Genomic DNA, 18,403 nt, shown 5'->3' with positions numbered 1-18,403 from the left:
GGAGAGGTTATTCGTTTATTCTGTCTTCTAATAAAGAGTGTGGGTAGTTGATGACATAGATTTTGCCACTATAAGTTACAATTTTAACCAATTCATTTTTATTTATAGCTGCCATATAAAACTTACCTAATTTAGGAGAGTGGAAAGTTCCAACATATCCTAAAAAACCTCCGTTTCCAAGTACTCTAGTAGTATTTGCTAAATCTGTTTTTTTAATAGGCTTAATGCTTTTTATGTCAGTGATTTTTATAGAGCCAAATACTTGTTTTACAATAATAGTTTCCTTTTCAATATAGGTACAATAAGGTGTTTTTAGAATAAAAAAGATGAAAAGTCCAATTGCTAAAATTGTAGGAATAGTAGAATACCATTTGTGTGCATTGATAACATAAGTTATCATGAAATAAATTCCTATTGCGCACAATATTGATATTGTAATAATAGTTTTATCAGGAATAAAAAAAAATTTCATTTTTCAATATTTTTATGATTAATACTTCCTTCTAATACTCCATAAATGGTTTCTTGCTCTTCTTTTGTTAAATTATTAATATTGGCAATATCTGTGGCTAATTTAATAATAGCATTGTGTAAGTTATTTGTGATATCGTATGTGTGTGTATCGTTTCCTCGAAGTTGCCACAGCTTTATTACATTCTTTTCGGTAACTTGTGTTTGATATAGTTTTGAGCTGTTTCTAAACTTTTACCCCAATGACCATTGGATACAATTCTTGTCTTAAGATCAAGATTAGCACAAAAACTAATTGCAGATATCAAATCGTCTTTTAATAAGGTGTACTCTCCACCTGTAAAGACAACAACTTTTATACTAGGGGAAGTGGCTTTACAGGTGGATATATATTCTTTTATTTCTGAGATAACATTAATATAGGATATTGTGTACTACAGTTGAAGCAGCAATTTTCACATGCGGCAATTTATATGTAATTATAAGTGTTAATATTGAGGATTTATTATATCCATATGAATAGAGAATAGTATAAATAGATTAATGAATCAATGTTTGTGAAAAAATTAAGGAAGCTGTAATTTCAGCTTTACGAATTGTTTGATGAATTCAACAGTTCCGTCAATGCCTAAAACCGAAGAATCGATGCAGAGGTGATAGGTTGCAGCTGCTCCCCATGTCTTGTAACTGTAATAGTTATAGTACGAAGAACGTTTCTTGTCTGCTTTCTCCATCAGTTCTTCTGCTTTTTCTGCACTGATGTTATGCAGTTTCATCAGTCTTTCAATGCGCGCTTCGGGAGAAGCAGATACAAAGATATTTGCACATCGCGGAAAATCGCGTAAAATGTAGTCGGCACAGCGACCGACAAACAGGCATGACTTCTGTTCTGCCAGGTGACGTATCACGTCACTCTGAATCTTGAACAATGAATCATTGCTCAAATATGAATTATAAGGATAGGCACCTTCGGTCACAAAAGGAAAGCGTGTTCCAAATAATCCTCCTAATATGCTTTGGGAAGCCTTTTCGTCTGCTTTCTCAAAAAACTCTTTGCAAAGTCCACTTTCTTTGGAAGCCAGATTTATCAGCTCTTTATCGTAAAAAGCTATACCTAAGTCTTTGGCCAGTTTCTCGCCGATTTCTTTTCCGCCGCTGCCCAGCTGACGCCCAAGATTGATTATATAGTGATCATTCATAATCAAGTGAATTAGGATTAAGTGAGGCAAATATAATTAAAATTTTAAATATTCTACCATCTCGTGGCAAGAAACATATCAAGTCCTGCAGAAAAAAATGTTATTTTTTAATTTAGTTCTGCTGCTTTATGCTTGAATTGTTTGAATTGATTGTACAGCATGAAACCCGCTATCAGGCTGGCTGTGATATCAGAAATTGGCATGCTGAACCATATTCCTGCTGCTCCCCAAAACAAAGGAAGGATCAGCAGGCATGGAATCAATATCAGAACTTGCCGGCTGAGTGAAAGGATAATGGCTTTTTTAGCCATTCCGATACTTTGGAAGAAGTTGGAGGTTACCATCTGAAAGCCGATAATCGGGAAGAACATCACGGTAATGCGCAGTCCTCGTGCCGACAGGTCTATCAGTGTCTGGTCGGTTGTGAAGGCAGATACGGCAAGTTCCGGCATAAGTTCACCTACCAGAAATCCGGTAGAGGTAACGATTGTGGCTGCAATGACCGTGAGTTTCATGACGTGGTTTACACGATGATACTGCTGGGCGCCGAAATTATATCCGGCAATGGGCTGCATACCTTGGTTCAGTCCCATGACAATCATAACAAACAGGAAAGTGATTCGGTTGACTATTCCGAAAGCACCGATGGCAAGGTCGCCGTCGTACAGTTTCAATCCCTTGTTGATGAGGATGACAATCATGCACGATGCTACGTTCATAAAGAAAGGAGCCAGACCTATTCCAATGATATTTTCTACCAGTACTCTCTTCAGCCGGTAAATACCTCGGCGGAAATGAAGCAGTTCACCTTTGTTGCAGAATAATTTAATCAGCCAGCAGAGTGAAATGATCTGCGCCAGAATGGTTGCTACGGCAGCTCCACGTATTCCCATCCCGAATCCATAGATAAATATCGGGTCGAGTATGGTATTGATGACCACCGTAAGTATTGTCGCTACCATAGCCTTTTGCGGATGTCCTGCCGAACGAAGTACGGAGTTCAGCCCCAGATACATGTGGGTAATGACGTTGCCTAAAAGAATTGTGACCATATAGTCGCGTGCATATGGCAGGGTAGCTTCGCTGGCTCCGAAGAAATATAAAATAGGATCGAGGAAGGCCAGTGTGATAATGGTGAATATGATACCGATAATCAGGTTCAGAGATACAACGTTGCCTAAGATTTGTTGGGCGGTATTGTAGTCTTTCTGTCCCAGTTTAACAGAAACCAGTGTGGAAGCTCCTACACCTACCAGTGAGCCGAAGGCGGCAGCCAGATTCATCAGAGGAAAGGTTATGGCAAGACCTGAAATGGCCATTGCACCCACTCCGTGTCCGATAAAGATACTGTCTACCATGTTATAAAGTGACGATGCGGTCATTGCGATAATAGCCGGAATGGCATATTGCATCAATAGTTTGCCGATGGGCTGGTTTCCCAGTTCGGTTGCAGTTCCTTTTTGTGTCATAAAACTCTTTTTACGATTAAAATCGAGGCAAAGGTACTTAAAATTCCCTATAAGGGAAAAACTTTCTTTATCTTTGCATCAATGAAATTTTCAGATTTATGGAACATTCTTCTTTATCTTTGCTGGAGCTGAATTCTCTGGTGCGCAAAAGTATTCGTACGTGCCTGCCCGATACGTATTGGGTACAAGCTGAGCTTAGTGATGTACGTGCCAATTATTCGGGACATTGTTATCTGGAGTTTGTACAGAAGGATGCAAAAAGCAATATGCTGGTTGCCAAGGCAAGGGGAATTATCTGGAGTAATGTATATTATCTGTTGAAGGCATATTTTGAGCGGGAAACGGGACAGGCGTTTGTTTCGGGCATCAAAGTATTGGTAAAGGTGAGTGTCGATTTCCATGAATTGTATGGCTATTCGTTGACTGTTACTGATATAGATCCTACTTATACGTTGGGCGATATGGCACTTCGCCGGAAAGAAATCTTGAAGCGGCTTGATGAAGAAGGCGTTTTGACGCTGAATAAGGAGCTGGAGTTGCCGGAATTGACGCAACGCATAGCAGTCATTTCTTCGGCTACGGCAGCCGGTTATGGTGATTTCTGCAATCAGTTGGAAAATAATTCTTATGGCTTTGTTTTTTATCCTCGTTTATTTCCGGCTGTTATGCAAGGCGACCGTGTGGAAAGTTCCATTATCCGTGCGCTGGAAAAAATCAATGCAGAACGTGAACGTTGGGATGTGGTTGTAATAATCCGAGGTGGTGGTGCTACGTCCGATTTGTCGGGCTTCGATACTTACGAGCTTGCTACCAATTGTGCCCAGTTCCCTTTACCCATAATAACGGGTATCGGGCATGAGCGTGATGATACGGTTCTCGATATGATAGCTCATACGCGAGTTAAAACCCCGACGGCTGCTGCCGAGTTTTTGATAGACCATATGAGGCAGACAGCAGAGCGTCTGGAAGAATATACTCAGTTTTTTTATCAGGAACTTCCGGGCTTGTTCCTTCGCCGGAAGGAACAGTTTGAACAATGGGTTTCACGTATTCCGGTACGGGTGCAGATGCGCTTGCAGCATGAGCGTTTCCGTCAGGAGCGATTGACGAAGCAATTGCAGATGGGATGGCAGACCCGTTTGTTGAAAGAAGAGTACCGTTTGCAGGTAGACCGCCGGATAGCTGTGGCGTTGGAGTCGGTTATGCAACGGGAGAAGCACCGTCTGGCAATGCTGGAGCAGCAGGTAAAGGCTTCTTCCCCCGAATTATTACTGAAAAAGGGATATAGTATTACCTTAAAGAATGGAAAAGCTGTGACGGATGTGGCTCAGCTTCGTCCGGGAGATGAAGTAACTACCCGGGTATCAAAAGGAGAATTCAAGAGTAAAGTGATATAATTATGGCAGCGAAAAAGGAAACTTATACCGAGGCTATGAAGCGTCTGGAGGCTATCGTAGCACGAATTGAAAGCAATGAACTCGATATTGATGAACTGGGCGACAATTTGAAAGAAGCTCAAAAGCTGATAAAATATTGTCGCGAGAAGTTGTATAAGGCTGATGTCGAAATCAAAAAGATGCTTGATGAAGGCAATACTATGGAAAAAAGCAGTGATTAAGTTGGATTTTGCAAATATAAGCCTTACTTTTGCTTGAACACTTATAAGGAATGTAAAACATAAACATTATATTAAAATGAAAGAAATTGATTGGTCTAATCTGTCTTTTGGTTACATGAAGACAGATTACAATGTACGTTGCTACTATCGTGACGGAAAATGGGGTGAACTGGAACTTTGTTCAGAAGAAACTTTGAATATTCACATGGCTGCAACTTGTCTGCACTACGGACAGGAAGCTTTCGAAGGATTGAAGGCTTATCGTGGAAAAGACGGCAAGATTCGTGTATTCCGTCCGCAGGCCAATGCAGAACGTCTGCAAAGTACTTGTAGAGGTATCCTGATGCCTGAACTGTCGACCGAGAAATTCTGTGAGGCAGTGCGTATGGTTGTAAAGGCAAACGAACGTTTCATTCCTCCTTACGAAAGCGGAGCCTCTCTCTATATTCGTCCGTTGCTGATTGGTACAGGTGCACAAGTGGGTGTTCATCCGGCAAGCGAATATCTGTTTGTGATTTTCGTTACTCCGGTAGGTCCTTATTTTAAAGGTGGATTTGCTACTAATCCGTATGTTATTATCCGTGAATTTGACCGTGCTGCTCCGCTGGGAACCGGTACTTTCAAAGTGGGTGGTAACTATGCCGCCAGTCTTCGTGCCAACAAGATGGCGCACGATGCAGGGTATGCCAGCGAATTTTATCTGGATGCTAAGGAAAAGAAATATATTGACGAGTGTGGTGCTGCCAATTTCTTTGGTATCAAAGATAATACTTACGTTACACCATTGTCAACTTCTATCCTTCCGTCCATTACAAACCGCAGCTTGATGCAACTTGCTGAGGATATGGGTATGAAGGTAGAACGTCGTCCTATTCCGGAAGAAGAGCTTTCTACATTCGAAGAAGCTGGTGCATGTGGAACGGCAGCCGTTATCAGTCCGATAGAACGCATCGACGATCTGGAAAACCACAAGTCGTATGTCATTGCAAAAGACGGCAAGCCAGGACCTGTCAGCGAGAAACTGTATAACAAACTGCGTGCAATCCAGTATGGTGACGAGGCTGATCCGTACGGATGGGTAATGATTGTAGAATAATTATTACTGATAAACAATAAATAATCAACCTTAAATTTTAATACTATGTTAAAACTAAACTCAGAGTTAAGAGCTGCTTCGCGTACGACATTGTCGGGTAACTGGATGATGGCTGCGCTTGCTACATTGGTTTATCTGCTGATAGCAGGAGGTGTTAGTTCCATTCCTGTTGCAGGAAGTGTACTTGCTATTATCGTAATGTATCCGCTTGCGTATGGATTTGCAATATTGTTTCTCGACTTGTTCCGTGAAGGGAAACCTATTGATATAGGAAAACTGTTCGATGGTTTCAAGGATTTTGGAAGAGTCTGGGGAACGTTGATTTTAGTTGCTGTCTATACGATTCTGTGGACCTGCCTGTTGATTATTCCGGGTATTGTCAAATCGTATTCATACGCTTTGACTCCTTTTATATTAAAGGATGAGCCTGAATTGAGATACAATGCGGCTATCGAAAAAAGCATGCGTATGATGAACGGCTATAAGATGAAATTATTCTTGCTCGATTTGAGCTTTATCGGCTGGATGATTTTATCTATATTGACTTTGGGTATCGGATTGCTGTTCTTGCAACCTTACATGAATACGGCTCGTGCTGCTTTCTATGAAGATCTGAAGGCTGAATTAAGCGATAGATGTGTAAGCGAAGAAGAGAATAATAATTGATTTATAAATCACTATAGTATATTGCGGACAGGCAGAGGAAGACAAACCTCTGTCTGTCCGCTGTTTTCTATGGTGATTCTTTTTTGTCCGTTCCGGTGAAAAAACGTAACTTTGTGCCCAAAACAAGAAGAACTCAGTAAAAATGGGAAAAGGAAAGCTGGCAAAGTTTGCAGATATGGCGGAATATCCGCATGTGTTCGAATATCCGTATTCGGTAGTAGATGATGTTCCGTTCGAAATGAAAGGAAAATGGAACCGCGATTTCTTTAAAAATGAAAATCCGATTGTGCTGGAGTTAGGGTGCGGTCGTGGTGAATATACCGTGGGACTGGCGCGACGCTATGCCGACAAGAATTTCATCGGGGTGGATATAAAGGGTGCACGTATGTGGACGGGAGCTACCGAAGCTCTGAATGAAGGACTGAAAAATGCGGCTTTCCTGAGAACCAACATCGAAATCATCGACCGTTTTTTTGCTCCGGGAGAAGTGAGTGAAATCTGGCTGACGTTCTCCGATCCGCAGATGAAGAAAGCTACTAAGCGACTGACTTCTACGTATTTCATGAACCGTTACCGTAAGTTTCTTGTGCCGGATGGACTGGTACATTTGAAAACGGATAGCAATTTCATGTTTACTTATACCAAGTACATGATAGAAGCCAATAAACTGCCGGTAGAATTTATCACCGACGATTTGTATCATTCAGGGATGGATGACGATATTTTGAGCATCCGTACCTATTACGAACAGCAATGGCTGGACCGAGGATTGAATATAAAGTATATTAAATTCCGCTTGCCGCAAGAGGGAGAACTGCAGGAACCGGATGTAGAAATCGAACTGGATGATTACCGCAGCTACAACCGCAGTAAGCGCAGCGGACTGAAAACAAGTAAATAAACAATAATAGGAGATATTATGACACTTTATCCAAAACTAATTCTTGATGCACTGGCAACGGTGCGTTATCCGGGAAACGGAAAGAATATCGTTGAAGCCGAAATGGTAGCCGACAATATTCGTATCGACGGGATGAAGGTGAGCTTCTCATTGATATTCGAGAAACCGACTGATCCGTTTATGAAATCGGTAGTTAAATCTGCCGAAACTGCTATTCATACCTATATATCAAAAGACGTAGAAGTAACAATAGCTACCGAAAGCCGTCAGGCGGCTCGTCCGGAACCGGGAAAAATGCTTCCGCAGGTGAAGAATGTGATTGCCGTTTCTTCCGGTAAAGGTGGAGTAGGTAAGTCTACCGTAGCAGCCAATCTGGCTGTAGCACTTTCCAAGTTAGGCTATAAGGTTGGTTTGCTCGATGCTGATATCTTCGGTCCTTCTGTGCCTAAGATGTTTCAGGTAGAGGATGCTCGTCCGTATGCAGAAATGGTAGACGGTCGTGATTTGATCGTGCCGATTGAGAAATATGGCATCGAACTGCTCTCTATCGGTTTCTTTGTCGATCCGGATCAGGCTACTTTGTGGCGTGGAGGTATGGCAAGCAACGCTTTGAAACAATTGGTTGGCGATGCAAAATGGGGAGCATTGGACTATTTTGTTCTCGATACTCCTCCGGGAACAAGTGATATTCACTTGACCTTGCTTCAGACACTTGCCATCACGGGAGCTGTTATTGTAAGTACTCCGCAGGAAGTTGCCCTTGCCGATGCACGTAAGGGTATCAATATGTACATGAATGATAAGGTGAATGTTCCTATCCTCGGACTGGTAGAAAATATGTCGTGGTTTACTCCGGCAGAACTTCCCGAGAACAAATATTATCTTTTCGGTAAGGAAGGAACCAAACGGCTGGCAGAAGAATTGCATGTGCCGTTGCTGGGACAGATTCCTATTGTACAGAGCATCTGCGAAAACGGAGATAAAGGAACACCGGTTGCGCTGGATGAGAACTCTGTTATCGGACAGGCTTTCCTGGAACTGGCTCGCAATGTCGTAGCACAAACCGAAAAACGGAATGTTGAACTGGCACCGACTCAGGTTGTAAAGACGCATAAATAAGTAATTACGTATAACAGATATATAAGGAGAATACTCTCTTTTTGCAAAAGTGAAGGAGGGTATTCTCCTTTTTTTATGGGATCTCTTAAAAAACATGGGCAGGTTTTAGGAAAAACGTGGGCGGAAGTTGGAGCAAACGTGGGCATGTTTCTTTTCAAACCTCGGCGGGATTTCGAAAGAAGTTTCGGCTGATAAATGTGACATTTTGCTGTTTTCAGAGAAAGCTTGTCTGAGTTTCAGATAATTTAATTAAAATCAGTGCAGCCTTTAAGGAAATAATTCTTTTCTTTATAGAACAATGTTATGTGAAACCAAACTATACAGAATATGAAGAAAGTACATCTGTTGAGCTGGCTGGTGCTGTTTATCAGTTTATTCCCTTCTATCTTGCAGGCACAAAGTTACGATGAACTTTGGAAAGAGGTAGAAGTAAGCCAGAAGAAGGACTTGCCGAAAACGGTGATTAGTGTAGTTGATAAAATATACACTAAGGCAAAAGGTGAAAAGAACATCCCTCAAATGATGAAGGCTTACATTGTACGCGCTGAATCACGCATCCGGCTTACTCCGGACAGCGCACAGGCGGAGTACGATGGCATCCGGCGATGGGCAGAAAGTGAAACGGATTTGGTGGGACGTGCTGCGCTGAATCATATAATGGGCAGTCTGATACTGGATAATCAGCAGTTGGGTACGGAAGATGATGCCATACGGTATTTCCGTCTTTCGCTGAAAGATAAGGAGGCATTGGGCAAGGCTTCTGCCAAGGACTTCCGTCCCATGACCACTTCCGGCGAACTGAGTAAGGAATACCTGAATGATAATATGTTCGATCTGCTTTCGCGGCAGGCAATTGACCGGTTGTCGGCTTATCGTTTTAATGCCGACCGTCGGAAATGTGTGTCGGAAGCATTGACACTGTACGATGACTTAATAACGTTTTATGGCGACAATAATAATCGTCAGGCGGCTTTGCTAACCAAAGAAGCGCGGGTGTTGTACTGCTGGGAAGGTGCAGGAAGTAGTATCGTGCGTGAGGCACTGACACCGGAGAAAGCGGCAGAGGAATTGCGTAAGCTGGCAGAGGAGTACAAGGATTTGCCTGTCTGCGCCGATGTATATGTGAAATTGGCGTATGTTTACCGCATGAACAACCAGCCACTCAAATCGGTTGAGGCTGCACGCGAAGGAATAAAGAAATACCCGGCGCACGAATGGGTATCTCAGTTGCGTTCATACATCGATTTTGCTTCCAGTCCGTATCTTTCGGTCAATATTCCGCTGGTATATCCTAAGCAGGAAGCAGATATCAATGTGACGTATGCCAACCTGAAAGGTGTATCTTTCGAACTGTATCGTCTGAAGATTTCACCTGCTTCTTCGTTGCTTCGCGGCAATCTGAAGGAGGAAACCTTGATAAAGAATTACGGAACTAAGATAGCTTCGCGCCATTATGCTTTATCGCCGACTCCCGATTACGAAAAGCGTGACACGGTATTGCACTATACCTTGCCCGAAGCAGGGATTTACATGCTGAAACAGATTCCTCAAGAGGCGGAGAAAGGCATCGATTATTCACTGCTGTTTGTTTCTCCTTATCAGTGCATCAGCATTCCGGTGTCCGAGGAACGCAAGGAGTTTGTCGTGGTGGATAAGCTGACGGGTAAGCCTGTTCCGGGAGCGGAAGTCGTTACGTATCGGTTGAACGGCAACGAATACAGCGTTCTTCAGGTATACAAGACCGATGGAAAGGGCAGTACGATGGTCGACATTCCCCGTTCGGGCAGGATTTATTACAATGTCCGTACGGCAGGAAATGACTTTGCTGCTATTTCGGGCATAGGAGGAAACGCATCATTTGTCAGGGAAACGGTACAAGGATGGAAGAAAAAAGTGAACTTGTTTACCGACCGTTCGCTGTATCGTCCAGGACAGAAAGTCTATGTTTCCGGTATGGTTTACGAACAGAACGGTGATTCTCTTCGGGTGGTCAAGGGAGAAAAGACTTCCCTGAAATTGTATTCTTCCGAACAAAGTGTGGCGGAGAGTGCGGTATCGACCGACGATTTTGGCGTATTGTCTGGCGAATTTGTCTTGCCACAGAACCTGCTTCCCGGCACGTATTATGTGTCGACTGACGGGGCTTCTGCTATAATCAAGGTCGAAGAATACAAGCGTCCCACTTTCGATGTGGTCTTTACTCCTTACGAAGATTCGTACAACATGGGTGATTCCCTTACCGTGAAAGGGGAGGCAAAGACGTTTGCCGGCGCACCTGTCCGCATGGCGAGGGTGAGATATACGGTTTCCCGTACCGAAAGAACTTGGTTCCGCATGGGAGGCGTCAATAAGGTAGAGCTGGAAACTGGAGAAGTTCAAACCGATGCCGATGGACAGTTTCGGGTGAACATGGTACTTACTGCTCCCGAAACAACTGATTGGGGCGGACTGGGTTACCGTTACTATGTATACGAAGTGCAGGCGGAGGTAACCGACGGTGCCAGTGAAACACAGACGGGAACTCTATCTCTTCCGGTAGGCAAGCAGTCGTTGGGCTTGCAGATACGAGGTCTGTCGGATATCGTTATGCGTGAAAAACAGGAGAAGGTGCAGTTCATGGCTTTGAATCTGAACGGTACTCCTGTAAAGACAGAGGTTGGTTACCGTGTGTTTGCATTGGATCAGGAAGGTAATAAGGGTAAACAGCAACTGGAGGGTAAGGCTGTGGCACAGCAGTCGTTTGTACCTTCCGACCTGCTGGCATTGCCTTCCGGTAAATATCGTATCGAGATTTCGGCAACGGATGTACAGGGACGGACTTGTACGGCGGAACAGGATTTTATCTTGTTCTCACGCTTGGATACTCGACTTCCTTATCCGACTATCGACTGGTTTTATCAGGATAGAAACGAATTCAGCGATTCGGCTCCGGCAACCTTGTACGTCGGAACCAGCGAAAAGGATGTTTATCTGCAGGTCGACGTGTATAGTGGGAACAAACGAATTGCTTCTCAACGGCTGATGCTGAGTGATGAAATCAAAACGTTCAGCTATCCTTATCAGGAAATGTATGGTGATGGCATTACCGTAAACTTTGCTTTTATGCGAAACGGTAGTCTGTACAGTAAGCAGGCGACAATCATCCGGCCGGAACCGGAAAAGAAACTGACGTTGAAATGGGAAACTTTCAGAGATAAGTTGCAGCCGGGCAGTCAGGAAGAATGGCGGATGCGTGTGACGGATGCTGCCGGAAAGCCGGTAAGAGCCAATCTGATGGCATCGCTTTACGATGCTTCGCTCGATAAGTTGTACCAGCACGACTGGCGTTTTAACCTTTGGTTTTCTCGTCCCGTCCCGTGGATTCAGGCAGGTATGCTGTCGGCCAACCAGCGCGTCGGCATGTATGGCGGTTTCCCATACGTAAGAACTTATACGGGATTGGATTTGCTGAATGGGGCATATAGCTCCTTGCTGGTATTCTCTGGAACCGTTTATACGCGGGGTGTCAGTTTGCTGGGCACTTCGAACCGTATGCTTGCCAAACAGAGCGCAGGAAATGTCGTAGAAGTGAAATATCAGCCAGCCATGACTGTAGAGGAATCGGCAGTAGTCGCTGCTCCGAATGTAATATCGTCCAACTTTAAGAAAGATAGTGGCAGTGCCGGAGTGGAGGACGTCTTGCAGATTGTAGAAAATGATGCTGCCGTAGAAGCTGCGGAAGGTGAAGATACGAAGATTCCGGTACGTGAAAACTTTGCCGAAACGGCCTTTTTCTATCCGAACTTGCGGACCGATTCGCTGGGTGGTGTAAGTGTGATCTTTACCGTACCGGATGCGTTGACCGAATGGAAGTTCACAGGACTGGCACATACGCAGGCTGTCGATTACGGCATGCTAACGCAGACCGTGAAGACGAGCAAGCCGTTTATGGTGCAGCCTAATATGCCGCGCTTTGTCCGTAAAGGCGACCGCACCGTTATTGCTGCCTCATTGGTCAATCTGTCGATGGACAAGATTGAAGGAAATGCCGGTATTAAACTATACGATCCGGTGACGGAAGAAGTGGTGTACGACTATCAGCAGCCGTTCAGTGTGTCAGAAGGAACAACGGGAGTCGTACGGTTCGACTGCCAGATTCCTGATACGTACGATATGCTGGTTTGCCGGATTACTGCTGAGGCGGGAGAATATAGCGACGGTGAGCAGCATTATCTGCCGGTACTGACCGATAAGCAGTGGATGACGGAAACCGTTCCTGTTCAGTTGGATGGAGAAAGCATGACGGAAGTCGGAACGGAAGACTTGTTCAACAAGCAGAGCAAGACGGCTACCGAACGACGGCTGACGGTAGAACTGACAGCCAATCCCGACTGGTATGCGGTGCAGGCACTGCCTGTTGTCGGCAATCCGACTGAAGAAGACGCACTTTCATGGGCGACTGCCTATTATGCCAATTCACTGGCTACGGCTATTGTAAAGGCAAATCCCCGCATCAAGCAAGTATTCGATACCTGGATGGCTCAGGGAGGTAACAAGGAAACCCTGTTGAGCAACCTCGAACGCAATCAGGATTTGAAGAATCTGTTGCTCGAAGAAACTCCGTGGATTTCTGAAGCTACGGAAGAATCCGAACAAAAGCGGCGCATTGCGTTGCTGTTCGACCTGAATTCGATGAACAACCGTCTGCGCACTTCGGTAGAACGTTTGCAGGAGTTGCAACTGGCAGACGGCTCATGGAGCTGGTATAAAGGCATGACAGGCAGTCGTTATATTACGACGCAGATTGTGGAGATGCTGGCACGCTTGCAGCACATGAACGTGACACTGGACGGAAAGGTTGCTCCGATGTATACGCGGGCCTTGGGCTATTTGCAGAAAGCGGTGAAGGAAGATTATGAAACAATGAAGAAGTTGGAAAAGGAAGGTACGACAACTCTTGTTCCCAACGGGCAGGTGGTACACTATCTGTATGTTTGCACGCTCGACAAGCAGGCTGCTTCGCTGGCAGACAAGCAGGTGAATGCCTACATGACGGACAGGCTGGAAAACCGTTCGGCTGAGTACTCTATCGGTGAAAAGGCGATGATTGGACTCATTATGCAAGCCGGTAGCAGACAGCGTCAGGCACAGGAACTGGTTCAGTCTATCAAGGAATATACGGTAAGTACGCCGCAGGTGGGTGTATATTTCGATACGCCGAAAGCACCATATTCATGGAGTAATTACAGAATCCCTGCACAGGTAGCTGCCATGGAAGCCATTCAGCAGATTGCCCCCGATGCGGATATGCTGGCAAGCATGAAGCTTTGGCTGCTCAAGCAGAAGCAGGTTCAGGTGTGGGAAAGTAGCATCGCTACAGCCGATGCGGTATATGCTTTCTTGAATGGCTCGGGTAACCGGTTGCAAGTAAATGGAGCGATGAAAGCTGTAGCCGGTAACGTGGAGGTACGAACGCCCGACGATGCATTGGGATATACTCGCAAGACACTGACCGGAACAGATACGCATGTAGAACGTGTGGTCGTTTCGAAATCGGGAACCGGTATCGGCTGGGGAGCTGTATATGCACAATATCTGGAAGATATGGATAAAGTGCTTCCGGCAAAAGGAAATGGTGTTTCTATAGAACGTGAATGGTGGATGGACAGTAAGCAGGTTTCCCGAAAGACGGTGCTGCACGCTGGAGATAAGGTGACGGTACGACTGACGATAAAGGCCGACCGCGATATGGATTTTATTCGGGTGAAGGATGAACGTGCAGCCTGCATGGAACCTGATACGCAGTTATCCGGTTATCGGTGGAGCGACGGACTGGGATATTATCAGGTGAACCGTGACGCTTCTACCGAGTTCTTTATCGATCGTCTGCCGAAAGGTTCTTACATATTGGAATACACTGTTTACTTAGACCGTACGGGAACTTATCAGGCTGGTGCCGCAACCATTCAGTCGGTTTACGCTCCCGAGTTCAGCGGACACACCGAGGGGCAGACATTGACAGTAGAATAAAAATCGATAAAAAGAGGCAGGCTGGGGCAGTTCTCTCTGTGGAAGAGGCTGTTCCAGCCTGCTTTTCTTTTTCCGGCTGTATCGGCAAATTTATATTAATTCACAACCAACCTTTGTTCGTCTTTGAATTTCTCTTTATCTTTGTTCACTCTAAACAAGTAACACTTTGAAAGATGAAACGTATTTTATTTATTCTCAATATATTGTTTGCCGCTGTCTTGGCTGCTCAGGCACAGCCGAAAATAACATTCGACAAGGATGTGCAGGAGTTGGGATATGTGCTTTGGCGCAATCCGGTGACCATTACTTATCATTTTACCAATACGGGCGACAAACCGCTGGTTATTTCGAAGGTTACTTCTTCGTGCGGTTGTACGGAAGTGGACTGGACTAAATCTCCGATTCCTGCCGGCGAAAAGGGTACGGTAACGGCTGTGTTCGACGCCGAAGCTATCGGACATTTTTACAAGGAAGTAGGTATTTACTGCAATGCTTCCTATCGTCCCATTTATCTGGAGTTCAATGGTGAGGTGACTGCCGATGCAAAGAACTACTCATTTACGCATCCTGTGGCTTTCGGGGCGATACGTCTGGACAAGGATGAAATCGAATTTAATGATGTAAATAAGGGTGAACATCCGGAATTTGATATTTTGGTTGCCAATACGTCTAATAAGGCTTATTCTCCTGTGCTGATGCATTTGCCTCCTTATCTGAGCGCAAAAGCTGTTCCCGAAGTGCTGGGAAGAGGCAAGAACGGTAAGATTGTTGTAACCCTCGATACCGAAAAGTTGCCGAAATTTGGTATTACCCGTACATCGGTGTACTTGTCGCGCTATCCGGGCGATAAGGTTGGCAGTGACAATGAAATTCCTGTTTCGGCTATTTTGTTGCCCGATTTTTCCGGGCTGACCGAACAGCAGAAGAACAATCCTCCGCAGATTTCACTTTCTACTACATTGCTGGAGTTCCCTCCGCTGAAGCCGAAGCAGAAGAAATCGCAGAATGTCATCATCACCAATACGGGAAAGACCGATCTGGTGATTCAGGATATGCAGGTATTCAACATCGCTCTTGCCGTCAACTTGAAGAAGACGGTACTGAAGCCGGGTGAGTCTACCAAACTGAAGATTACCGTACTGGCAGAGAATCTTCCACGTGTGAAAGGTACTCCGCGTGTACTGATGATTACCAACGACCCGAAAAAGCCTTCTGTAACTATCCGGGTCAAGGCGAAAATCAAGCAGCCCTGATAGTTTCTGTCGAGGCTTTATTATCAACTTAAAATACTAAAACTATGGAACACCCTGAGAACAGCGAAGAATATAAGGGATTGACTGTTAACAAGGGTATCGAACAACCCGCCAGTATTAATCCTTATTTGAAATTAAGGAAGAAGCCCAAACGCCGTCAGTTTACCGTAGGCGAATACGTGGAAGGTATCGTGAAAGGTGACGTGACTGTACTGAGTCAGGCGGTTACGCTGGTAGAAAGCGTGAAGCCCGAGCATCAGGCGGTGGCGCAGGAGGTGATTGAAAAGTGTTTGCCTTATTCGGGCAATTCTATCCGCATAGGTATCAGTGGTGTTCCGGGTGCCGGAAAAAGTACGTCGATTGATGTGTTCGGTCTGCATGTGCTGGAACGTGGTGGCAAGCTTGCTGTGCTGGCTATCGACCCCAGCAGTGAACGTTCGAAAGGCAGTATTCTGGGTGATAAGACCCGTATGGAAAAACTCTCCGTTCATCCCGATTCCTTCATTCGTCCCAGCCCGTCGGCAGGTTCGCTGGGCGGCGTGGCACGCAAGACCCGTGAAACGATTATCTTGTGTGAAGCGGCAGGTTTCGATAAGATCTTTGTCGAAACAGTGGGAGTAGGGCAGAGTGAAACGGCTGTCCATTCGATGGTGGACTTTTTCCTGCTGATACAGCTTGCCGGAACAGGCGATGAACTGCAGGGTATCAAGCGTGGAATTATGGAAATGGCGGACGGTATTGTTATCAACAAAGCCGACGGCAACAACATTGAAAAGGCAAAGCTGGCAGCGGCTCATTTCCGCAATGCGTTGCATCTGTTTCCGGCTCCGGAATCGGGATGGACGCCGCAAGTGCTCACGTATTCCGGTTTCTATGGCATCGGTATCAAAGAAATCTGGGACATGGTGTACAGTTACATCGATTTTGTGAAGAAGAACGGATACTTCGATTACCGCCGCAACGAACAGGCAAAATACTGGATGTATGAAACTATCAACGAGCATCTGCGCGACAGTTTCTACAACAATCCGGCTATTGCTTCGATGCTTGCTGCTCAGGAGCAGGATGTGTTGCAGGGAAAGGCGACTTCGTTTTCGGCTGCAAAGAAGCTACTCGATACTTATTTCCGGAATATTTAGTTTCGTCCTGCAGACAGGCTGAAAGGTTTGTCGGCAGGTTGCGGTTATTTTTTGTACAAATTTCTAAAGTTTTTGTACAAAAAATAAAAAAACATCGAGACGTTTTTCGTGAAAGATGCAATCAACCGACAAAGAATAATGAAACAAGATAGGAACTCTTTTCAGAGGTTATGGAAAAGGCCTCCGAAGAGAGTTCTTTTTTGCGCATGTTTGGTTGAAAACACTCGATACATGGGCTGTTATCGGACCGCCTTTCGCAGGGAAAATCGCTTTTCTTAGAAAAAAACAAAGAATTATTTGGTTTATAAAATAAACTACTTTATATTTGCGAAACAAAAAGAATGGAAATAAACGCGCGGATTTCTATTTTTTTTGTAATTGTGGTTTATAAAATAAACTGTTTTATCTTTTTAAAAATTGTAAGGAGTATGGAAGAAAAGAAGTTTACAGAAAAAGAAAGTCTGGAATTGATTTCCCAGATGATTCAGGTGACGAAGGAAAATCTGGAACGGGGTAGTGGTAATGTTTTTCTGGTATACGGATATGCCGCGGTGGTACTTTCGGTAGGGATATATGCAGCCGTACATCTCACAGGCAAGCCGCTGTGGAATGTCTTGTGGTTTTTGATGTTTGTTCCCGGCATCGTCATGAAAATACTTCAGGTCCGTAAGAAACCTTCTGTAGTAACACACATGGATAAGATGATAACTCATACCTGGTGCATCGTAGGATCGTTGTTCGGACTGACTGTTGGGGTCATGATACTGATAGGGCTGGTGATTGGTTCGTGCCATTTTGGCCTGATGCTCCCGCTGTGCTTGTTGTATGCGGGTATAGGCACTTCCATTACCGGTCTTATTGTTCGTGTTCCGGCCTTGGTATATTCACCTCTTGTCGCCTTTGTGGTTGCTGTCTATATGTTGATGATACTGACCAACGGTGGAAGTGTGGCTCCGGAATGGAATCTTTATTTCGGTTTTTCTTTCTTGCTGATGATGGTGATACCGGGACATTTGTTGAATAAAAAAGCCGCTGCTTATGCTTGCTGAATTGGATCCGTTGATACACTCGCAATTACGTCTGGCAATTATGTCTATCCTGCTCTCGGTAGATGAGGCTGACTTTGTGTACTTGAAAGAGAAGACTGAATCTACTGCCGGCAATCTCAGTGTACAACTTGACAAGCTGAGCAAGGCGGGATATATTCAGGTAGAGAAAGAGTTTGTAGGGAAAAAGACTCGTACATCGTGCCAGATGACAGAAACGGGAAGAAAGGCGATGGAAGCGTATGTGAAGGCACTGAAGACTTATCTGGAATTATAGGATAAGAGAAGTACGTGACGGAAAAAGGTAAAGAAGAGGTCGGAATTCAAATTCAAGAAAGAGGAACTGTTGGTTTATATCAGTGTCCGATAAGCCTATATAAATACTTGCTTGTCGGGATTGTTCTTATGGAGGAACTA

At 44.7% G+C, this 18,403-nt stretch carries 14 protein-coding genes; 11 read left to right on the top strand and 3 right to left on the bottom strand.

From position 1 onward, the window contains the following. Positions 1–7 precede the first annotated feature (7 nt). From WKT12_RS06260 to WKT12_RS06250, 3 genes are all read right to left on the bottom strand, one after another. Complete coding sequence (locus WKT12_RS06260) at positions 8–472, bottom strand: PH domain-containing protein (protein WP_270243435.1); 465 nt, start codon at positions 470–472, stop codon at positions 8–10. A gap of 565 nt (positions 473–1,037) precedes the next feature. Further along, on the bottom strand, positions 1,038–1,670 hold the full coding sequence (locus WKT12_RS06255) for a cytidylate kinase-like family protein (RefSeq protein ID WP_021971233.1): 633 nt from the start codon (positions 1,668–1,670) through the stop codon (positions 1,038–1,040). Between the two features lie 107 nt (positions 1,671–1,777). Next, entirely contained in the window at positions 1,778–3,139 is a 1,362-nt protein-coding gene (locus WKT12_RS06250) for an MATE family efflux transporter (RefSeq protein WP_021971232.1), read from the bottom strand. A 98-nt stretch (positions 3,140–3,237) separates the two neighbouring features. Between WKT12_RS06250 and xseA the strand changes: the two genes are divergently transcribed. The 11 genes from xseA (at position 3,238) to WKT12_RS06195 (ending at position 18,263) form a co-directional block, all read left to right on the top strand. Continuing rightward, positions 3,238–4,536 (top strand): exodeoxyribonuclease VII large subunit, encoded by a 1,299-nt coding sequence (gene xseA, locus WKT12_RS06245; RefSeq protein WP_340319160.1) that lies wholly within the window; start codon positions 3,238–3,240, stop codon positions 4,534–4,536. 2 nt (positions 4,537–4,538) lie between these two features. Then, positions 4,539–4,757, top strand: coding sequence for an exodeoxyribonuclease VII small subunit (gene xseB / locus WKT12_RS06240; RefSeq protein WP_340319159.1), 219 nt, complete (start codon positions 4,539–4,541; stop codon positions 4,755–4,757). Between the two features lie 70 nt (positions 4,758–4,827). Then, positions 4,828–5,853, top strand: a complete 1,026-nt coding sequence (locus WKT12_RS06235) for a branched-chain amino acid aminotransferase (protein WP_340319190.1) — start codon at positions 4,828–4,830, stop codon at positions 5,851–5,853. Positions 5,854–5,898: 45 nt separating this feature from the next. Continuing rightward, positions 5,899–6,519 carry a DUF975 family protein gene (locus WKT12_RS06230; protein ID WP_340319158.1) on the top strand — a complete coding sequence of 207 codons (621 nt, stop codon included), beginning with the start codon at positions 5,899–5,901 and terminating at the stop codon, positions 6,517–6,519. 142 nt (positions 6,520–6,661) lie between these two features. Continuing rightward, positions 6,662–7,420 (top strand): tRNA (guanosine(46)-N7)-methyltransferase TrmB, encoded by a 759-nt coding sequence (gene trmB / locus WKT12_RS06225; protein ID WP_337420392.1) that lies wholly within the window; start codon positions 6,662–6,664, stop codon positions 7,418–7,420. An 18-nt stretch (positions 7,421–7,438) separates the two neighbouring features. Then, positions 7,439–8,539, top strand: coding sequence for an Mrp/NBP35 family ATP-binding protein (locus WKT12_RS06220; protein WP_340319157.1), 1,101 nt, complete (start codon positions 7,439–7,441; stop codon positions 8,537–8,539). 327 nt (positions 8,540–8,866) lie between these two features. Next, the gene (locus tag WKT12_RS06215; RefSeq protein WP_340319156.1) at positions 8,867–14,548 is read left to right on the top strand and encodes an alpha-2-macroglobulin family protein; all 5,682 of its coding nucleotides are present in this window, start codon (positions 8,867–8,869) and stop codon (positions 14,546–14,548) included. Positions 14,549–14,721: 173 nt separating this feature from the next. Then, complete coding sequence (locus WKT12_RS06210; RefSeq protein WP_340319154.1) at positions 14,722–15,801, top strand: DUF1573 domain-containing protein; 1,080 nt, start codon at positions 14,722–14,724, stop codon at positions 15,799–15,801. A 44-nt stretch (positions 15,802–15,845) separates the two neighbouring features. After that, entirely contained in the window at positions 15,846–16,940 is a 1,095-nt protein-coding gene (gene meaB / locus WKT12_RS06205) for a methylmalonyl Co-A mutase-associated GTPase MeaB (RefSeq protein WP_021971222.1), read from the top strand. A 428-nt stretch (positions 16,941–17,368) separates the two neighbouring features. After that, a complete protein-coding gene (locus tag WKT12_RS06200; protein WP_021971221.1) occupies positions 17,369–17,989 on the top strand; it encodes a hypothetical protein in 621 nt (206 codons plus the stop codon). After that, entirely contained in the window at positions 17,979–18,263 is a 285-nt protein-coding gene (locus WKT12_RS06195; RefSeq protein ID WP_340319153.1) for a winged helix-turn-helix domain-containing protein, read from the top strand. Before WKT12_RS06200 ends, WKT12_RS06195 begins: the two co-directional genes overlap by 11 nt. The last annotated feature ends 140 nt before the right edge of the window (positions 18,264–18,403 follow it).

The organism is Phocaeicola sp. HCN-6420 (assembly GCF_037890145.1).
Classification (GTDB): Bacteria; Bacteroidota; Bacteroidia; order Bacteroidales; family Bacteroidaceae; genus Phocaeicola.
The sequence above is the reverse complement of the archived record's forward strand: the minus strand, read 5'-3'. Positions and strand labels throughout refer to the sequence as shown.